This window comes from Arthrobacter sp. KUASC02, from assembly GCF_059739395.1.
Genome location: NZ_AP046053.1, coordinates 1,821,142 through 1,840,601 on the forward strand (window position 1 = coordinate 1,821,142; position 19,460 = coordinate 1,840,601).

General features: G+C 63.0%; 16 protein-coding genes. 8 read left to right on the plus strand and 8 right to left on the minus strand.

Annotation, left to right across the window (positions count from 1 at the left end):
- The first annotated feature begins 113 nt into the window (after nucleotides 1-113).
- The 5 genes from glf to AC6JAC_RS08330 all read left to right on the plus strand — a co-directional run bounded on the left by glf (nucleotide 114) and on the right by AC6JAC_RS08330 (nucleotide 7,186).
- Entirely contained in the window at nucleotides 114-1,301 is a 1,188-nt protein-coding gene (glf, locus tag AC6JAC_RS08310; RefSeq protein ID WP_028270178.1) for a UDP-galactopyranose mutase, read from the plus strand.
- Nucleotides 1,298-3,313, plus strand: coding sequence for a glycosyltransferase (locus tag AC6JAC_RS08315; RefSeq protein ID WP_028270177.1), 2,016 nt, complete (start codon nucleotides 1,298-1,300; stop codon nucleotides 3,311-3,313). The genes glf and AC6JAC_RS08315 overlap by 4 nt, the downstream gene beginning before the upstream one ends.
- Nucleotides 3,310-4,191 carry an ABC transporter permease gene (locus tag AC6JAC_RS08320; RefSeq protein WP_028270176.1) on the plus strand — a complete coding sequence of 294 codons (882 nt, stop codon included), beginning with the start codon at nucleotides 3,310-3,312 and terminating at the stop codon, nucleotides 4,189-4,191. Before AC6JAC_RS08315 ends, AC6JAC_RS08320 begins: the two co-directional genes overlap by 4 nt.
- On the plus strand, nucleotides 4,192-4,917 hold the full coding sequence (locus AC6JAC_RS08325; protein WP_028270175.1) for an ABC transporter ATP-binding protein: 726 nt from the start codon (nucleotides 4,192-4,194) through the stop codon (nucleotides 4,915-4,917).
- A 124-nt stretch (nucleotides 4,918-5,041) separates the two neighbouring features.
- Nucleotides 5,042-7,186, plus strand: a complete 2,145-nt coding sequence (locus AC6JAC_RS08330; protein ID WP_028270174.1) for an acyltransferase family protein — start codon at nucleotides 5,042-5,044, stop codon at nucleotides 7,184-7,186.
- 4 nt (nucleotides 7,187-7,190) lie between these two features.
- Here AC6JAC_RS08330 and AC6JAC_RS08335 read toward each other — a convergent pair whose 3' ends face one another.
- Complete coding sequence (locus AC6JAC_RS08335; RefSeq protein ID WP_028270173.1) at nucleotides 7,191-9,188, minus strand: DUF6541 family protein; 1,998 nt, start codon at nucleotides 9,186-9,188, stop codon at nucleotides 7,191-7,193.
- 56 nt (nucleotides 9,189-9,244) lie between these two features.
- Nucleotides 9,245-10,108, minus strand: coding sequence for a glucose-1-phosphate thymidylyltransferase RfbA (gene rfbA / locus AC6JAC_RS08340; protein WP_028270172.1), 864 nt, complete (start codon nucleotides 10,106-10,108; stop codon nucleotides 9,245-9,247).
- A gap of 83 nt (nucleotides 10,109-10,191) precedes the next feature.
- Between rfbA and AC6JAC_RS08345 the strand changes: the two genes are divergently transcribed.
- Complete coding sequence (locus AC6JAC_RS08345; RefSeq protein ID WP_051628771.1) at nucleotides 10,192-11,274, plus strand: acyltransferase family protein; 1,083 nt, start codon at nucleotides 10,192-10,194, stop codon at nucleotides 11,272-11,274.
- A 21-nt stretch (nucleotides 11,275-11,295) separates the two neighbouring features.
- Here the strand turns inward: AC6JAC_RS08345 and AC6JAC_RS08350 are convergent, their stop codons facing one another.
- From AC6JAC_RS08350 to AC6JAC_RS08375, 6 genes are all read right to left on the minus strand, one after another.
- Nucleotides 11,296-13,194, minus strand: coding sequence for a hypothetical protein (locus tag AC6JAC_RS08350; protein WP_028270170.1), 1,899 nt, complete (start codon nucleotides 13,192-13,194; stop codon nucleotides 11,296-11,298).
- A 178-nt stretch (nucleotides 13,195-13,372) separates the two neighbouring features.
- On the minus strand, nucleotides 13,373-14,272 hold the full coding sequence (locus tag AC6JAC_RS08355; protein ID WP_028270169.1) for a glycosyltransferase: 900 nt from the start codon (nucleotides 14,270-14,272) through the stop codon (nucleotides 13,373-13,375).
- Nucleotides 14,273-14,284: 12 nt separating this feature from the next.
- Nucleotides 14,285-15,379 (minus strand): NAD-dependent epimerase/dehydratase family protein, encoded by a 1,095-nt coding sequence (locus AC6JAC_RS08360; protein ID WP_051628770.1) that lies wholly within the window; start codon nucleotides 15,377-15,379, stop codon nucleotides 14,285-14,287.
- 25 nt (nucleotides 15,380-15,404) lie between these two features.
- Complete coding sequence (locus AC6JAC_RS08365) at nucleotides 15,405-16,292, minus strand: glycosyltransferase (protein ID WP_347895688.1); 888 nt, start codon at nucleotides 16,290-16,292, stop codon at nucleotides 15,405-15,407.
- 3 nt (nucleotides 16,293-16,295) lie between these two features.
- On the minus strand, nucleotides 16,296-16,739 hold the full coding sequence (locus AC6JAC_RS08370; RefSeq protein WP_028270166.1) for a DUF2304 domain-containing protein: 444 nt from the start codon (nucleotides 16,737-16,739) through the stop codon (nucleotides 16,296-16,298).
- A 3-nt stretch (nucleotides 16,740-16,742) separates the two neighbouring features.
- Nucleotides 16,743-17,492 carry a glycosyltransferase family 2 protein gene (locus AC6JAC_RS08375; protein ID WP_043437974.1) on the minus strand — a complete coding sequence of 250 codons (750 nt, stop codon included), beginning with the start codon at nucleotides 17,490-17,492 and terminating at the stop codon, nucleotides 16,743-16,745.
- A 146-nt stretch (nucleotides 17,493-17,638) separates the two neighbouring features.
- Between AC6JAC_RS08375 and AC6JAC_RS08380 the strand changes: the two genes are divergently transcribed.
- Both AC6JAC_RS08380 and rfbB read left to right on the plus strand, forming a co-directional pair.
- A complete protein-coding gene (locus AC6JAC_RS08380; RefSeq protein ID WP_028270165.1) occupies nucleotides 17,639-18,409 on the plus strand; it encodes a glycosyltransferase in 771 nt (256 codons plus the stop codon).
- A gap of 50 nt (nucleotides 18,410-18,459) precedes the next feature.
- Entirely contained in the window at nucleotides 18,460-19,458 is a 999-nt protein-coding gene (gene rfbB, locus AC6JAC_RS08385) for a dTDP-glucose 4,6-dehydratase (RefSeq protein ID WP_028270164.1), read from the plus strand.
- Nucleotides 19,459-19,460 lie beyond the last annotated feature (2 nt).

Below are 19,460 nucleotides of genomic sequence, written 5' to 3' on the forward strand. Positions count from 1 at the left end.
TGGATAAGCCCTGCCAGGTCCTTCGAATCGTTAGTGTCGGCGTAGTCTCGGGTAGGCTAGAGCAGCAGCCAATGCACAACATTGGGCTGCCCGCATTCGAACCAGGAGATTTTGTGACCGCTGACCTCGTCATCGTAGGGTCGGGCTTTTTCGGCCTGACAATCGCAGAACAGGCCGCCACTGAGCTTGGCTTGAAGGTCGTTGTCCTCGACCGCCGCCACCACATCGGCGGCAATGCCTACAGCGAAAAGGAAGAGCAGACCGGCATCGAAGTGCACCGGTACGGTGCCCACCTGTTCCACACGTCCAACGAGCGTGTTTGGGAGTACGTCAACCGGTTCACGACGTTCACGAATTACGTGCACAAGGTCTACGGAGTCCACAAGGGCGAGGTGTACTCGCTGCCGATCAACCTGGCCACGATCAACCAGTTCTTCCGCGCTAACCTCACGCCGGGACAGGCGCAGGCCCTCATCAAGGAGCAGGCCGGCGAGCTCGCAGGCACCGATCCCCAGAACCTGAACGACAAGGGCATCCAGCTGATCGGACGGCCGCTGTACGAGGCGTTCATCAAGCACTACACCGGCAAGCAGTGGCAGACGGATCCGAAGGACCTGCCCGCGGGTATCATCTCCCGCCTCCCGGTGCGCTACAACTACGACAACCGCTACTTCAACGACAAGTACGAGGGACTGCCGACCAACGGCTACACCGCGTGGATCGAGAAGATGGCGGAGCACCCGAACATCGAGGTCCGGCTCAACACCGACTTCTTCGATGAGTCGCACGAGTACAGCAAGAACAAGGTCGTCGGCCAGATCCCGGTGATCTACACGGGGCCGGTGGACCGGTACTTCGACTTCGCGGAAGGCGACCTGTCCTGGCGGACGATCGACTTCGAGGAAGAAGTGCTCGACGTCGGCGACTTCCAGGGAACGTCGGTGGTCAACTACAACGACGACGACGTCCCCTACACACGCATCATCGAACCGCGCCATTTCCACCCCGAGCGCGACTACCAGACGGAAAAGACCGTCATCATGCGCGAGTTCTCCCGCGCGGCGGAGAAGGGCGATGAGCCCTATTACCCGATCAATACTGCCGCCGACCGCGAACGCCTGCTGAAGTACCGCGACCTCGCGGCTGCGGAGAGCGATGTACTGTTCGGCGGCCGCCTGGGCACGTACAAGTACCTCGACATGCACATGGCAATCGGCTCAGCCCTGACCATGTTTGACAACCAGATCCGGCCGCATTTTGAGAGTGGCGCAAAGCTTGAAAGCGGAGGCGTAGACGCATGAGTGTCTCAACCGAAAGCCCGAAGGGCACCGACAGCCTGGAGTCCAGCGAACAGCGTTGGGATACGCTTCAGCGCGTCATCCTGCCGAGCTCCAGCCAGATGGACACGGTGCCCCTGTACATGGACATGGGCACGGCCACCGGCATCCAGTTGCCCACCGTCGGCGACCGCGACGGAAAGGCCAGCAAACCGCAGGCCTTCAGCAGCCCTACCAAGGAAGCCCATGTGGAGGACTTCCTTTCCCGGTTCTCCACGTCCGTGCGGTCCGGCGAGCGGGTTTCCTTCGGCAGCTACTTCAACGCGTTTCCCGCCAGCTACTGGCGGCGGTGGACCACTGTTGAGAAAATTCGCCTCCACGTCCGCACCCAGGGCACCGGCTCGGTCATCGTCTACAAGTCCAACGCCCGGGGATCGCTCCAGCGTGTGGACACCCGCAGGGTCGAAGGAATCTCGGAGAACTTCTTCGATCTGTCCCTCGCGCCGTTCGGCGACGGCGGCTGGTACTGGTTCGACCTCGTGGCCGGCTCGGAACCGCTCGTCATGCTCGACGCGGAATGGCAGGGCCCGGCAGCCGAGAGCAATGCCGGTTCTGTAACCCTGCAGATCACGACGCTGAACAAGACCGACTTCTGCCTCAACAACCTGAGGCTCCTCGCCGAGAACGGCGAGGCACTGGAGCACGTCAAGGAAATCCTGATCGTGGACCAGGGATCGCAGAAGGTCGCGGATGCCGAGGGCTTCGACGAGGTCCAGGATTCCCTGCAGGGGAAACTGCGGATCATTAACCAGTCCAACCTCGGAGGCTCCGGCGGGTTTGCCCGCGGGATGTTTGAGGCAGTGGAGAACGGCAGCGACTACGTCCTGCTGATGGATGACGACGTCGTTGTCGAACCGGAAAGCATCATCCGCCTGTTGACCTTCGCGGACCGCTGCAAGACCCCGACCATCGTGGGCGGGCACATGTTCGACCTCTACAACCGGACGGTTCTGCACACGTTCGGCGAGATTGTGAACCCCTACCGGTTCCAGCCCTCGCTGCCCAGCGAGGAAATGATCCTGGGGCACGACTTCATGTCGTCGAACCTCCGCCAGACGTCCTGGCTGCACCGCCGTTGCGACGTGGACTACAACGGCTGGTGGATGTGCCTGATCCCCACGAAGGTCATTCGCGAAATCGGGCTCTCCCTTCCGCTGTTCATCAAATGGGACGACTCCGAATACGGTCTTCGGGCGAAGGCCCACGGGTTCCCCACGGTTTCCCTGCCCGGCTCGGCCGTCTGGCATGTCTCCTGGATCGACAAGGACGACCTGGTGGGCTGGCAGGCTTACTTCCATGCCCGCAACCGCGTCATTGCGGCCCTGCTGCACAGCCCTTATGAACATGGCGGACGAGTTGTCCGGGAATCACAGTACATCGACGTGAAGCACATGGTGTCGATGCAGTACGCCACGGCCCAGGGCCGCGGCTGGGCGCTCGAGGACATCCTTAGGGGCCCCGAAGCCCTGCGGGAGCTGCTCCCGACCAAGCTGCCGCAGATCCGGGAAATGATGTCCGGCTACTCGGATTCAGTGATCCGCCCCGATCCGGATGAATTCCCTGCACCCAAGATGGACAAGCCCCCTCGCCGGGGACACGGGATATCGCAGCCGTCCAAGGTATCGCTGCTGCCGTGGGCCGCAAAGACTGTCATCCGGCAGCTTGCCACTCCGGTTAGCGGTTCCAGCGCCGAGCGGCCGCAGGCGACTGTTGCCCACCAGGACAACCGCTGGTGGCGGATGGCCCAGTACGACAGCGCAGTAGTGTCCAACGCCGAAGGAACCGGTGCGTCCTGGTACCGCCGCGATCCGAAACAGCTTCGGAAGATGCTGGCTGAAAGCGCACGGCTGCACGCTGAACTCCTGAAGGACTGGCCGGCGCTCAGCAAGAAGTACAAGGCTGCAATGAACGACCTCACGTCGATTGAGTCCTGGAGGAAGACGTTCGAGCAGCACACTCAGAACGAGATCAAGTGAGCGCGACTACTCCTGGGGAACTAACCACGCCCGGACTGGGCGGCGGCCTGCGCGATCTTCGCCAGTCGGGGTTCCTGCTGAAACTCCTGGTGCGGAAGGAACTCAAGGTCCGCTACCGGGGCTCCGTTCTTGGACTCCTGTGGTCCTACGTGAAGCCCGGTGTGCAGTTCATTGTTTTCTACGTGGCTTTGGGGGTGTTCCTCGGACTTGAACGCAGTCCGAGGAACCCCGAGGGATTGTCCAATTACGCCGTGTACCTGTTTTCGGGCATTGTCCTGATCAACTTCTTTTCCGAGGCGCTGGGTAACGCGGCCCGGTCAATAGTCAACAACGGCAACCTGATCAAAAAGATCTACCTCCCGCGCGAGCTGTTCCCCGTCGCGTCCGTCTGGGTGTCAGGTGTCCACTTTTTCCCGCAACTTGTGGTTCTCGTGGCGGGCTGCCTCATCGCAGGATGGCATCCGGACGTGTTCCAGCTCCTGGCCGCGGTCGCCGGCTTTGTGATCGTCGGCCTGCTGGCAACCGGTCTGGGGCTGTTGTTCGGCGCAGCCAACGTCTATTTCCGCGACTCCGAAAACCTCGTGGACATGCTGCTGATGGTGGCCACCTGGGCGTCGCCGGTGATGTACGCATGGACGATGGTGCAGGAGAAGCTTGGCGCCGCGGCTTTCGCGGTCTATCAGGCCAACCCGGTGACGATCGGCGTCGAGCTGTTCCACTATGCTTTCTGGTTCCCGACGACGGACGGCTCCGCGGCCGTTCCGCCGAACCTGTTCAGCCTCTGGACACCGGTCGGACTGGGCGTTGCCCTGTTGGTCCTCGTCCTGGGCCAATTAACCTTTCGGCGGCTCGAAGGCCGCTTCGCGCAGGAGCTGTGAGTGGTCAACGCAATCGAAGTCTCTGACATCAGCAAGCAGTTCGTGCTTCGCCACACACGGTCTATCAAGGAAGCCGTCGTCTGGCTCGCCAAAGGGCGAAAGGGCGACCTGTCCGAGAAGTTCCATGCATTGAAGAATGTCTCCGTAGAGGTAAAAACGGGAGAGACGGTTGCGCTCCTGGGACTGAACGGCTCGGGGAAGTCCACGCTGCTGAAGCACATTTCCGGCGTGATGCTGCCCGACTCCGGCACAGTGCGGACCAGGGGCCGCGTCGCCGGCCTCATCGAAGTGGGCGCGGGATTCCACCCTGATCTTTCGGGCCGCGACAACGTGTTCCTCAACGGTGCCATCCTGGGCATGACCGAGCAACAGGTCAACGACCGGTTCGATGACATTGTCGAGTTTTCCGAAATCGGCCAGTTCATTGACACCGAGGTGAAGTTCTACTCTTCGGGTATGTATCTCCGGCTGGCGTTTTCCGTGGCGGTCCACACCGACCCGGAGGTGTTCCTCATCGACGAGATCCTTGCGGTCGGTGACGAGCCGTTCCAACGGAAATGCATCAGCAAAATCCAGGAACTCGCACAGAACGGCAAGACGCTCGTGGTGGTCAGCCATGACCTCGACCTTGTTTCCCGCATTTGTGCCCGCGGAATCCTGCTGGAGCACGGCGTCGTAAAGTTTGACGGTTCAATTCACGACGCCGTGGCGCTGCTGCGCTCCTAGCCAGGGGTCCGGCTAACCAGAGTTCCGGCGCCGCCGTCGCCGGCCAGCCACGGCACCAATCCGTTTCGTACGGATAGTCCAGCAACGGAGCGGACAACTATCGCTCTCAACCGGAAGGATAGTTGTGCCCGCTCTGCCCGCGCCCGCATCCCTTGCTGCGCCGCCAGCCCCGAACCGTCCTGCACCCAGGCGCGACATCCAGGGCCTCCGGACAGTGGCCGTGGGGCTGGTGATTATCTACCACATCTGGCCGGCGGTGCTGCCCGGCGGTTTCGTCGGCGTGGACGTATTCTTCGTCATCTCGGGTTTCCTCATTGTGGGATCGCTCGTGCGCGAAATCGAAGCGACCGGACGAATCGCACTCCGGTCTTTCTACGCCAAACGGATCAGGCGGCTGCTCCCTGCAGCCAGCCTGGTCCTGGTGGCAACGCTGGCGGCCATGGTGCTGCTGCTCCCGCAGAGCCGCTGGCAGTCAATTTCCTTTGACGTGATCATGGCCGCCCTCCAGGTGCAGAACTGGAACCAGGCCTTCGGTTCCGGCAGCTACGAAGGAGCCACGGCCCTCGTCTCTCCGGTCCAGCACTACTGGTCGCTGGCCGTGGAGGAGCAGTTCTACGTAATCATCCCGCTCTGCCTGATCGCCGCGGCCGCGTGGGCAACAAGGACCGGGATGGCCAAGAAGTCGCTGTGCCTTTACCTGCTGGTTGCACTGTCCGCGGCGTCGTTCCTCCACAGCGCCTTCTTCTCGGTCTCCGACCACGACGTCGCCTATTTCGCCACCACTACCCGTATGTGGGAACTTGGGCTGGGCGGGATCCTGGCGCTGGTTCTTCCGCGGTTCCAGCTTGGGGAGCGGTTACGAATGCTCCTCGGATGGGCCGGACTACTGGGCGTTACGTGGTGCGCCTTCACGTTCTCCACGTCCATGGCCTTCCCGGGTTACGTCGCACTGCTACCCGTTGCGGCCACCGTTTTCGTTCTGGCCGCAGGCACGACGGCGGCGGGCAACCACTCTGCAGCGGCCGCCTCGGTAGTGAAGCCGGGTAACGGCCGGTTCAGCGCGTCCTCGCTGCTCTCAACCGGTCCGGCGAAGTTCCTCGGGGACATCTCTTATTCCCTTTACCTGTGGCACTGGCCCGTGGTTGTACTGTATGTGTTCTTCCTGGGGAGGGCACCGGGGCTCCTGCATGGCTCCGCAATGGCCGCCATCAGTCTGGTGGCGGCGGTGGCGTCCTACTACCTTGTCGAGCAGAAGTTCCGCCACGATGGCGGGCACGGTGGCGTGGAGGTCCCCGTCCGAGGGTCGAGGCACAGGGGCCATCGCAAGGCCTTTGTCATGGCAGCCGGGCTGGTTGCAGCTACCACGCTGACCGCACTCGCTCCCTGGGGAATCGTTGAGGCGAAATCTCAGCAGCTGGACGGGGCCCTTAACTTGCGTCAGTATCCGGGAGCAATGGCGCTCGATGGTGACCGGCCGGCGGCGGTGCCTTCAGGACTGGCGGTGCGGCCCGATCCGGCCGTGGCGATGAAGGATGTTCCCGTGACAGGCGGCAACGAATGCGGAGCGTTCGACCCGGCGAAAATGGGCGAGGAGAAGTGCCGCTACGGGAGTGCCGACGCCGGGAAGACCATGATCGTCGTTGGTGACTCGCACGCAGCGCAACTGGTGGATCCGTTGCTGCTGGTGGGGGAGCAGTCCGGCTGGAACGTCCACGCGATGGTCCGGAACGGCTGCCCGTTCACCCTGGCCCCGCCGGAATCCGCAGACACGGTCTTCCACAACTGCTCCAACCAGAACCGGGAGACGCTGGGCCGGATCCTGCGCCTGAAACCTGACCTGGTAGTGGTCTCGGGCATGACGCCCGCAGGCTACGAACGGGCCCTTCAGTGGGGGTGGAAGGACCCGGAGGCCCTGGTCTCGGGCTATGCGGGCCTGCTGAAGCCGCTTCGGGACGCCGGAATCAGGGTCTCGGTCGTAATGGATATTCCGTATCCCGAGTTCGCCGCACCGGACTGCGTGCAGGCGAACGGCAGCGGCTCGGACGCCTGCGTCATCCAGCAGCCCGTCGGGGACCGCCCGGTCGATCCCTTGCCTGCGGCTGCCGCGAGGGTTCCCGGTGTGGACGTAGTCGACCTGTACCCGTACTTTTGCACCGACGGCCGCTGCCCGTCCGTCATCGGCAACGTGATGGTCTATCGGGACAACCACATGACCAACAGCTATGCCAGGACGCTCGCATCGCCGCTGGCGAGGATGCTCCGGCTCTAAAACGTCAGTAGCAGGCGGTCACTTCAAACAGCTTGGCGTCACCGTGGCGGGCCAGCAGTTCAAACCCGGGCGTTGCGTCGGGTATCTGCAGGCCTACGAAACCATGGTTTCCGCCGTGGACTTCCCGCGTTCCAAAATCGAGGACATAGCGGACGTTGTCCGCGCGGGCGGCGTCGCAAACGGCAGGATCGGTGCCAGCCTCCCGCAACTTGTCGTTCAGCAGTTCGGTGGCCTTCGTGTACGTGGTGAGCGTGTGCTTGGACGTGGTGTTGCGGTCGGCGATCGCAAAGGCCATTGCGCCTCCGGTCCAAGGGTTGACGGCGATGGTTGCATCGGCGGGGACGATGTCGTCCAGCTCGTCGATCAGGGCCATCTCGTCTGAACTGACCAGGGCGGAGTCCGGGGTTGTTGAGTAATTGACCTTGGCCGACTGGATGGAAGCACCCAGCGGCACTGTCTGGGCGGCCAGGATCAGGCCAAGGAGTGCCAGCGGCACCACAGCGGACACCATGAGGCGGGATTTCCGGATTCCGGCAGGGACGGCCTTCAGCGAGTCACGGTGCGTCACCCAGATGTGCTGAAGCTTTCCGACAAGCCAGCCCGCTCCGGCGGCTGCCAGCGGGACGGCGGCAACGGGCAGGAGGGCCGCAAGGCGGTAACTGTCGTTGTACCAGACGCCGGTCAGCGTATTGCGCAGCCACCCGGTGGGCCCGGCGGAGACAACGATGAACAGGGCGGCTATGACAGCGAACGAGCCAAGGAGCCAGATGCGCTTGTGACGGCGGCACAGGACCACAACGCCGGTGATCAGCAGGATGCTGACAGCCCATGCTGGCGGACGCTGCATTGCGGAGTTGGTGAGGATCTCACCCACGGCTTGGCCGGGTGTCTGGAAAGGAAGCCAGGTTGCCGCCGCCGCGGGCGGACGAATGTACTTCCACATGACGGCGATGACGCCGAGAATTCCAAGCAGTCCGGCCCCCATGAGAAGGGTTCCCCTGTGGCCATGACCGTTCCTGTACCTTGCCAGCGAGAACGCGACGAAGGACACCAGAAGGATGGGGATCGACAAGGCCAGCAGGGACATGAACCCGTTTGGATGCGCCAGGGCGACGCCGATTGCGGCCACGGGGGCCAGGACGAACCGTGCCATCCCCATGGGGCCCGGAGCATCGCTGACGCCAAAGAATATGCTGACGCTTGCCAGCGCGGCCGGAATCAAGCTGACGGACAGGAAGTTCGGGTAGAGCACCCCGAAGTCCAGCAACAGCAACGGGAATGATCCAAACCCGGCGGCCAGCACTCCGGCGGAGGCAACGGCGTAGGCGTTGGGTCCGATGACTGTCCGCGCCAGGAACATGCAGCCTGCGGTCCAGACGGCCGCGGCAACGCACAGGTTGACGATGTTGACGGCGACGCTGATCTGGGCGCCGGTCATTTGGACCAGGAGGGATGCCAGCCCGTGCCACGCGGCAGGGTAGAAATAGGGCGGGCTGTCGCCGCTGGTCATGCCGGAAAGGGTCAGGGACGAAGCGTTGCCCGAATCCAGGATGTATCGGATCGCATTGAGGTGAAAGACATTGTCGAACGTCTGGGAGATGTTTTCCGGCCTGCCGAAAGCCCGGTGGAGTTGCAGCGCGATGGCACTCGAGCCTGCGAGGAAGCCCACGGCAGCTACGATGTCCGCTTTGGCCGGCTTACGCAGTGCCCGACGTGCGCGGAGCGACGCGCCGGGCCCGGCGCTATGACTACGGATCTTGCGGACTCCGAAGAGCACGCCGGAGACCAGAACAGTGGTGACGGCAACTGGAAGGGGGGACCAGCCGATTCCCAGATATGGTGCCGCTATGGCAGTGACCGCTGCGAGGCTGACGGTCAGAACGGGCGCGAGGGCCAGGTAGGACCAGCGCTGCAGCCCGAGTCCGGCGAGCACCAGCGTGCCCGGCGCAAACAGCAAAAGCAGGCACGCCAGAACGACGGGCACGGTAGCAAACCAACTCATTGAGACTCCACTCGAAAATACGACGGCGGTAGTCCCGCCAGCTGGCCGGAGATGCCCTAGTTCTCCAAGAGGCCCAGAAGGTAGCTTCCGTAGCCGCTCTTGACCAGCGGTTCAGCACGTTCGCGAAGTTCGTCGTCGGTCAGGAAACCCTGGCGCCAGGCGATTTCTTCGGGGGCGCCGATTTTGAGTCCCTGGCGGTTTTCAACCGTACGGATGAAGTTCGAGGCGTCACTGAGGTCGTTGAATGTTCCGGTGTCCAGCCACGCTGTACCGCGGGGGAGGATCTCCACCTGAAGATCACCGCGCTCCAGGTAGGCACGGTTCACGTCGGTGATCTCGAGCTCGCCGCGAGGGGAGGGCTTGAGGTTCCGGGCAATGTCGATGACGTCGTTGTCATAGAAGTAGAGGCCGGGAACGGCGTAGTGGCTGCGCGGCTTTGCCGGTTTCTCCTCCAGGGAGAGTGCTTTGCCGTCGTCGTCGAACTCAACGACACCGTACGCTTTCGGATCATTGACCCAGTAGCCGAACACCGCACCGCCCTTGATGTCAGCGTGGCGCCGGAGCTGGGTGCCCATGCCCTGGCCATAGAAGATGTTGTCACCAAGCACCAGGGCGACCGTCTCGTCGCCGATGTGGTCTGCTCCAAGGATGAACGCCTGTGCCAGGCCGTCCGGAGAGGGCTGCTGCACGTAAGTTAGGTTGATACCGAACTGCGAACCGTCTCCGAGCAGCCGCTTGAACTGATCTGCATCGTGGGGAGTGGTGATGATGAGAATGTCGCGAATGCCGGCAAGAATGAGCGTGGACAGCGGATAGTAGATCATCGGCTTGTCGTAAACAGGGACAAGCTGCTTGCTGATGCCAAGAGTAATCGGGTGCAGCCGGGACCCAGTTCCGCCGGCCAGAATAATTCCACGCATGGTCCCCATCCTCCCGTACCGAAGGCCGAGACGCCAAACGCTGTAGAATGGACCGTCTGCCGACACCCAAAGGAAGCAAAGGTTTGAGCACTCTCACTCTGAAACCCAAGGCCGTTCCGGCGCCCCAACTGGGGCGGGCACTCGACCCCAGGGGAAACAGCCTCAACCTTATCCGGCTGGTTCTTGCACTGGCGGTGCTGTTCGCGCACAGCTGGCACATCGTTGGTGCGGGGAATGGGCCGACCTTCCAAGGGGAGAATCTGGGCGGGTGGGCCGTCGCCGGGTTCTTTGGCATCAGCGGCTATCTGATCACGGCAAGCAGGTTCAGCAACCGGATCGGCCCGTACCTGGTGCACCGTGTGGCCAGGATCTTCCCGGCGTTCATCGTGTGCCTTGTCATGATGGCTTTTGTCTTTGCACCGGTTGCCTACCTGGTGCAGCGCGGGAACCTGCTGGGGTTCATGTCCACGCCCACCACGCCGCTGAACTCGATATTCGCAAACCTCTCGCTCCGCATTGTCAGCTACGACATCGCGGGCACACCTGCAGCGGTTCCCTACCCGGGAGCTTGGAACGGGTCGCTCTGGACGCTGTATTTCGAGTTCATGTGCTACCTGCTCGTGGCCTTCCTCGGGTTCCTGCCGATCGTCAAGAAGACCCCGTGGCCCGTCATTGCCGCGTTTGGACTCAGCGTTGTGCTGTGGGCAAATATCGGCATGCTCAAGCCCTACATGCAGTCCAACCTGGACTTTGAACTGGCGGCCCGGCTGATCCCGTACTTCCTCGGCGGTGCCGTAGTCCAGGTGCTGAGTTCACGTCTTGGCATCCACCGGGTGGCAGGTCCCGTGGCTGTCGCGATAGCTGCTGCATTGATTCTGTGGGTTCCGGGGTTCGGCGGGCAGCTCGCGGCGCCGTTTATTGCGTACGGACTCCTGTGGATATCCACCTGGTTGCCGCAGCCTGCGATGGTCGCAAAGAATGACATCTCCTACGGGGCGTATATCTACGCGTTTCCCGTTCAGCAGTTGCTCGCGGTTTTCGGCGCGTATCACTGGGGAGTCTGGTGGTTCACCATCGCCGCGACCCTGTGCACTATTCCGCTGGCAGCCGCCAGCTGGCTGTTCATTGAACGCCCGGTAATGCGCCGGGCGAAGAAAAGCGTCTAGAGGCCTGTCGCCTGTGACGGGCTAAAAGCCGGCAAGGCGTATCAGCCGCCCTTCGAGGCCTTTCAGGATCAGGTGCTGGCGGACGGGTTCGTAGAGCTCCGGGTCAACGATCACCGAGACAGCCGGATCGTCCGCAAGGAGCTGCGCAATGATTTCGGGTGCGTGGCTGTAGTCCTTGTAGATGGCACCGATCGCCGGGCTCAATGCCGTCGTCTTTGACGTGGAGTTTCCACGCAGGGTCCAATGCCACCGGGCCGCAAGCACCCTGTCCATCGTGCCCTGCGCCACGATGTAGATGGTTTCGTCCGGTTGCGGCTGGCGTGCACTGGCCAGGAGCCGGGCAACGTAGTCCGGCGTTGCCTCCAGCCGTGCCGCCTGCTTTTCCATTTGGGATATGGCCCGCGCTGTCGGCGGGAGCCCTGCGTCGTCCAGGCCTGTCACCGAGAAACCGAAGAACTGGGTTGCCGCCAGGGCCAGGACGCATAAGGCTGCCGTCAAACGCTTGTCGTTTCCAGGGGCGAACCCGGACGACGGCGGAGGCAGGATGGATGCCACTGCGGCCACGGCCACCGGCCATGCAAACAGCAGTACGGCAATCAAGTACTTGTAGAAGTAGTAGGAAACAGCGCCGCCGTCCGCGCTTTGCGAGACGGCGAGCCAGAGACAGAGCCCGATGGGAACAAAGAGCCCGAACGATGCCAATGCCGATCCTCGCCGTTCGGCTTCAAGCGATGGGCTGGCCACGGCAACCGCGATGTTGGCGAATCCGAGGGCCACCGCGAACGTGATGACTGCGAGGGCTATCCCAAAGTCGGGAAGTTCGATTCCCCCGGTAAGGCCGAGTATCTGCTGGCTCTGTCGCACCAGCGGGGATAGCTGGATTACCGGCAGCAGCACCCCTGCGATAGTGAACGCTGCCACGACGCCGGCCGGCCACCACCATGACCGTGGATAGGTCCCTGGCCGCCGAAGGACATGCCAGAGCCGGCCCATGCAAGCGACCGCAACGAGGCTGACCAGCAAAACCCAGTTGTTGGCGACACCGACCAGGCCGGCGCCAACGGCAGCCAGCCCCCAAAGCGGAATCCTGCGGGGGAAATTCAGCAGAGCCAGCACCGTTGCGGTCGCCAGGCCGCATGCGAGGTAGAAGTTGGCGAAGCCGTCGTAGACGGGAAGCGAACCTGGACCGAAGATCCAGGCGCTTGCAGCCACGGCGGTGACCGGCGCCATCGCGGCGGGACGCCGCCGGATCGCGGGCAGGGCACAGAGCCCGGCCATGACCAGCACAACCGTCACCACGCAGACGGCGGCCTGGAGGTTAACAAAGGAAATCAACTCGGCGTCGAGGGAGCCGCTATCGGGCCGGATGAGGTCAGCGAAGGTTGCCAGCAGGGCATGAAATCCCTGGGGATACTCCGCGAAGCCCCATGTGCCCCCGGAGGAAGGACCGGGGATAGTCGGAATGACGCCGCCATGGCTGCGGATCATGAAGTAAATGTTGAAGTGCGACTGGTAGTCCCACTTGTCGGTCATGAGCGACAAAGCATCCTGGGCCGACCTGACCGCCAGCATGGTGCCGAGCGAACTTGCGGCGAGCCCTCCGGCCAGGAAGGGAACAGCGTCGATCCATTTCACCCCCGGCATCAGGCGCCGGAGTCTCGGCCGGGATGGCTTCGTCGAAAGAATCCACCATGAAATCGTCCCGGCTGTCAGGGCCATCAGCAGTGTGCCGTGGTCGATTCCGAGGACGCGTTCCGGCACCCACCAGGTGAGAGGCGCGAATCCCATGGCCAGGAGGCCGTTGAGGAGCAGCCGGAGGGATAATCGCTTCGCCGTCGGAAGGAGTACAACAAGTGCGGCTGCGAAAAACAGGCCCAGGATTCCGTCCAGCAGGCCGTTCAGGCGGAGAACGACGATCACAAATGCCGCCGCGACAAACGCGGCTGGTCCGCGGAGGGACCGAAACTTCGGTCCCCGCCCTTGAGCGCTTGCCTCGAACTTCCGGGCAGCCCGGCGCGGACGCCGCGACTCCTGCTGCAACGCTGACCTCACGGACCTGCCCCCAATCGTAATTACCCGGCGTGCCGTGCCCCTGAATCTAGCTGACGCGTCGTTTTCCGGCCCGACCTGCGATGCCGTCGGCAATCCCCGCCATGGCGGAGGACAACCGTTCCCACCTGTTCGGGGCGAGCAGCGTCACGATCGCCAGGTGCCGGTAGTCTGCCAGGAAACCCTTGATCGCCCACCAAAGGTGTTGGCGTCCGTATTTCCTCGCGAGCAGGATACGGTTCCTGAACAGGTAGTAATAGCGCCACGATGCTGCGGTCCGCACCCTGACGGGGCGGCCCCGCAGGGCAAGGTCCGTACCGAACAGGCGGGCCTGCGTCATGGTTCCCAGGGAGTGGCCAAGGGCTGCTTTCGGAGCAATCACGGTCTTGAAACCGGCTGACTGGGTCCGCAGGAAATATTCGGTGTCCACGCCGTCGATAAACAGGTCGCTTTGCAGGGGCCCGAGTTCCTCAATGACTGAAACCGGCAGCAGCAGACCCGACTGGATCGGCTCGCCCCCCAGCTGCACGCCGTTCACGACGCCGGCGCGCCGGGTCGGGAGCCCCCTGATCGAGGCCGGAGCGACCATGCCGACACGGACTCCGGCCTGTTCAGCGGCCAGTGCCGACTCTTCGAGAGCGGCGACGTAGCCGCCGTCGAGCAGGCTGTCCTGATCCATGGTGAGGATGAAGGCGGGCCGTTCTGCTGACGCCAGGGCCACCGCAATCCCGGCGTTCAGCGCCGCGGCGATGCCCGAGTTTACGGCGAGCCGCTCCACGGTGCAGCCGAGATCCTGAAGCTGCCCAAGAATCTGGCCGGGGTCCCGGGAACTGCCGTCGTCAACGACCACCACACGGTTGACCTGGGCCAGTAGGGCGGAGGCGTTGGCCAGGACGTGCTCGTCGGCGTTGAACAGGCTGACAACCGCAGTGGTCGCGTTGGACGACATTCGCTCGCCGGATCAGGCAGGCTTGACGTCTGGCTGCGCGTCAATCCATGTGGCCAGCAGTTCGATTCCCTGGGCAAGGTTGTACTTCGGCGTCCAGCCCAGCACCTTTTCGGCGGCGGTGATGTCGGCCCAAGCATGCCTCACATCGCCCTGCCTGTACTGGCCGGTCACGTGCGACTCGGGAGCGTTGTAGTGCTCCGCAATCAGCTTGGCGGCGGTGCCGATGGTCTGGAACTCGCCAGATCCGATGTCCATCGGTTCGCCCTGGACGGTGGGGGAGACCGCACCGGCAACAATGGCCGACGCGACGTCGTCGATCAGGATGAAGTCACGGCGCACTTCGCCGTCCTCGTAAAGGGGGATGGACTTGCCGCCCATGGCCATCCGGCAGAACAGGCTCATGATGCCCGTGTAGGGGTTGATCAGCGACTGGCCCGGACCGTATACGTTCTGAAGGCGGAGGATCACGGTCTCCACGCCGTAGGACTTCGCCCATGCCTGCAGGACATTTTCCTGGGCGAGCTTCGTGGCACCATAGACGCTCACTGGGGCGGGGAAAGTCTCGGACGCCTTCATTGCAACAGGCGAGGCACCCGGGAAATCCCACTGTGCTTTGTCGAGGGTTTCGCTTGTCCTCTGACCCGGGTAAAAGACTCGGCCGTCGGCATCCTTCCAGGCGCCTTCGCCGTACACGGCGCGGCTGGAGGACAAGACAATCCGGCGGGGAAGCTTGCCGTGGCGGTTGAGGCCGTCCAGGAGCTGCGACGTCCCCACAACGTTGACGAGAGTGTGCCGGGTGGACTCTTCCAAGGACTGACCGGTTCCGGTTTCCGCCGCGAGGTGAATGACGACGTCGGGAGTCACGTCCTGTAGGACGGCGTCCCAGGTCTTCGCCTCCGTTACATCCGCAACGACCAGTTCGGCTGCCGGGTTCAGCTGCTCGGGACGCTCGCCCGTGGCATGGATCTGCGGGTGGAGATTGTCGACGACGACCACACGGTCGAATGCGCTGACGAGGGCATCGGAGATGGCGCAGCCGATGAACCCGGCGCCGCCGGTGACCAGGACGGTGCCGCCAGGACGGGCGGAAGTTGAAGAGGAAGTCACTTGGGACCTTTCGTAGCGAACGGTGTTACTTGCCGAAGGTGTGGCGGACCAGGGCCTTGACGGCAGAGGAGTTCTTGCTGAGCACTGCCTTGGGGAGCAGGGACGCCGCGTGCGCACGCGATGTGAACCTCAGCCGTGCTGACCGGGCGGCCCGGTTCCATCCGAGTTCCTGTGCCTGCGCGGCAGCCACGGCGAAATACTCCCGCTCGCCGGCGAACCGTGAACCGTCCACAAGCTTGGTGGATGAGGCACTGTTGGAGTGCCTGCGGTACTGGAAGCAGACGGTCGGCTCGATCAGGAGCTGGTCACCGTTGTAGATCATGTCCATGATCAGGGCGAGATCCTGGATGATGGGGAAGCCGTCCCGGAAGTCCACCTGCCGGATTTTATCCGTCCGGAAGGCCAGCGACGGCCAGTAGAGCCAGTCGCCGTGCATCAGGTTGGAGGCGATGGCCTCGCCGGAGACGAGTTGGCGTCCGCCGCCCCTGGGCTTGATGAGCTTCTGCTTGACGGTGTCCACAAGGGTGACCACCACCTGGCCCGCTTCGTCGATGACCTGCACCCCAGGCTGGATCAAGGCCGCCCCGGGGTACCGCTTGTGGGCATCGAGGATGGTGGAGACGTAATTCGGCAGCAGGACGTCGTCACAGCCGAGGATCACCAGCACCTCTTCGGTGGCCATGGCTACGCAGGTCCGGTAGTTCTCCGTGATTCCTGCGTTCTGGTCCTTACGGATGTACTTGACGCGCGGATCGGAGATTCCGGCCATGAAGTCCTTGATCTCATGGCCGGGGTAGGCGTCGTCCACGACGGTGAGGAGCCAGTCATCGCTGTCCTGGGCCAGGACACTGTTGACGGTTTCCTTCATGTAATCCGGATCGCCCCAGTAGGGAATGAAAATATCCAGTGGCATGTGTTAATCCGAACCTTTGTGTTGTGTGTCGGGCTTCGCCGCGTGGGGTCCGGCGGTATCAGGCGTTGTTGCCAGCGAGTCGGAGGGCACCTGCGAGTCGGTGCTGGCCGCAGTGCTGAGCGCTTCAACCTGGACCCGCAGTATCGCCACTTCCTCGGCCAGGGTCCGTGTCTCGTCTTCGACGACCGAGATTTCCCACGAGAGGTGGAGGCATACGCCCAGGAGCATGAGGATGCTCATGGCGAAGAGCAAGTTGGAGGGCAGCTGGACGCCGACGAACTCCGCCACGATGTTGAGCAGGCGGGGGAAAGCTGCCAGGACAAGCGTGGCGACGCCGACGATCAGCCAGAGGGCAGCGTACTTCTCCCGGAGTTTCTTCCGGCGGAGCATTTCGACAACCAGTCCGACAATAGCCAGGGCAAGCAGGAAGGCAGCAATGTTTCCCATGCTCTAGGCTCCCGATGCTTGCGGAGCAGGTACGGCCAGGTGGGACCGCTTCCGGGTCAGGGCAAACAACAGGGCGAACACCGATCTTCCGAGGTATATGGCGGCCTTGGCCGGATTATGGCTGGGTTTTCCGCCCTGCCGGGCACGCATTTCCACGGGCACCTGAGTCACGGTGCACCCCGAGCGAATGGCGACCACGAGGGAGTCAATGGTGTCGCCCAGGTATTCGGCCGGATAGTGGTCAAGGTATTGGTCCACAGCGCGTACGTTGGCGGCACGGAACCCGCTGGTCACGTCGGTGAGGCGGGTCTTGGCCAGCCCGGAAATTACCTTGGCGAGCAGCTGCATGGCCCACTTCCGCGGGCCCGTGACCTTGTAGTCCCCGCGGTCCGCGAACCGGGCACCGATCGAGATGTCGGCATGGGCAAGCCCTGCGAGGACTTCGTCGATGCTCCGCGGATCGTGCTGGCCGTCGGAATCCACCTGGATCACCTGGCGGTAGCCACAGCGGCGTGCGTACTTGAAGCCTGCCCGCATAGCGCCGCCGACGCCAAGGTTGAAAGGAAGGTTGAGCACCGTAGCACCGGCCTCGGCGGCAACGGCTGCAGTGTTGTCGGTGGATCCGTCGTTGACGACAAGAACGTCGTACCGGGAGTCTGTATTCAGCACTTCCCGCACGGTATTACCGACGGCTTCCGATTCATTCCAGGCAGGCATGATGACCAGAACGCGCGGATTGGGGGTGGATTCCATGGTGTCCAAACTATATCAATTCCATGATTCGGGTCGGCGGCGGCGCCGCGGGGGAGAGCCCGAGCAGTACAGCCTAAGATGGGACGGGCCCTCCGGACGTCACCCGGCGAGCCCCGGAACTATCTTGCGCAGGCGGAAGGACCAGATTGAGAACAGATCCTACGGACGTCCCGGGCACCACCGGCAAGGGGGAAACGAGGGTAAGTGTCTGCCTCGCGAGCTACCGGGGCGGGCGCTACATCAGGGAGCAGCTCGAATCCATCCTTGCCCAGCTCGGCCCGGACGATGAGCTGGTAATCGTAGACGACGCTTCACCTGACGACACTGTCGAACACATCCGGACCTTCCACGACGGAAGGATCCGCCTCATTGAAGCGGCTGTGAACCAAGGTTACGTCCGGTCATTCGAACAGGCAGCCCTGGCATCGAAGGGACAATACATTCTGCTCGCCGACCAGGATGACGTGTGGGTGCCGGGCAGGCTTGAACTTATGCTTGGTGCGCTGCAGACATCAAGGGTGGTGGCCTCCAATTTCGACGTGCTCGGAGACGGCCCGCGTCCGAACATTCCGCGGCTCCGGGGCGGGGACAGCCGGCGCCATGCCGCAAATATCCTCGGAATCCTCGTGGGATACCGGGCTTATTACGGCTGCGGCATGGGTTTCCGGCGCGACATGCTCTCAGTGTTCACGCCCGTTCCCCGCTACGTGAACGAGTCCCACGACCTTTGGCTGGCCATCTGCGGAAACCTGGCCGGCTCCATGCGGCACTTGGACAAGTCAACGTTGCTGCGCAGGATCCACGATGACAACGCCACGCCGCGGAGCTGGCGCTCGCTGCCTGTGATCCTCCGCGCACGCATCATGCTGCTCCGTTGTATCGGGCAGGCATGGCGCCGCCTTCACCGGCCGTCCTAATGAGTCCCGTCCTGATTAGGACGCCATTGCTCAACCGGTAAGCTGGCTGAATGCAGAAACTCCTTGTCACCGGCGGTGCCGGCTTCATCGGTTCCAATTTTGTCCACTACGTTCTTGAGAACACTGATGATCACGTCACTGTCCTGGACAAGCTGACGTACGCAGGCAACCTGGAATCCCTGAGCGGGCTCCCGGAGGAGCGCTTCCGCTTCGTGCAGGGTGACATCTGCGACGCCGCGCTGGTGGACACGCTCGTGGCAGACGCCGACGTCGTGGTCCACTACGCCGCCGAGTCGCACAACGATAACTCCCTGCATGACCCGCGCCCGTTCCTGGACACGAATATCATCGGCACCTACACGCTGATCGAGGCCGCCCGGAAGCACAACAAGCGTTTCCACCACATCTCCACCGACGAGGTCTACGGCGACCTCGAACTCGATGACCCGGAACGGTTCACCGAAGAGACGCCGTACAACCCCTCCAGCCCGTACTCCTCCACGAAGGCCGGCTCCGACCTGCTGGTCCGTGCCTGGGTGCGCTCCTTCGGGCTGCAGGCCACCATCAGCAACTGCTCGAACAACTACGGCCCCTACCAGCACGTGGAGAAGTTCATCCCGCGCCAGATCACCAACGTGATCGACGGGATCCGGCCCAAGCTCTACGGCAAGGGCGAGAACGTCCGCGACTGGATCCACGCCAACGACCACTCCTCGGCCGTGCTCGCCATCATCGCCAAGGGAAAGATCGGCGAGACCTACCTGATCGGCGCTGACGGCGAGAAGAACAACAAGGACGTCGTCGAGCTCATCCTCAAGCACATGGGCCAGTCCCCGGACGCCTACGACCACGTCGTGGACCGTCCCGGCCACGACCTGCGCTACGCCATCGACTCCGCCAAGCTCCGCGACGAGCTCGGCTGGGAACCGAAATTCTCCAACTTCGACGCCGGCATCGAAGACACCATCGCCTGGTACCGCGAGAACGAAAACTGGTGGCGCCCGCAGAAGGCCCAGACCGAAGCCAAGTACAAGGAACAGGGCCAGTAGAC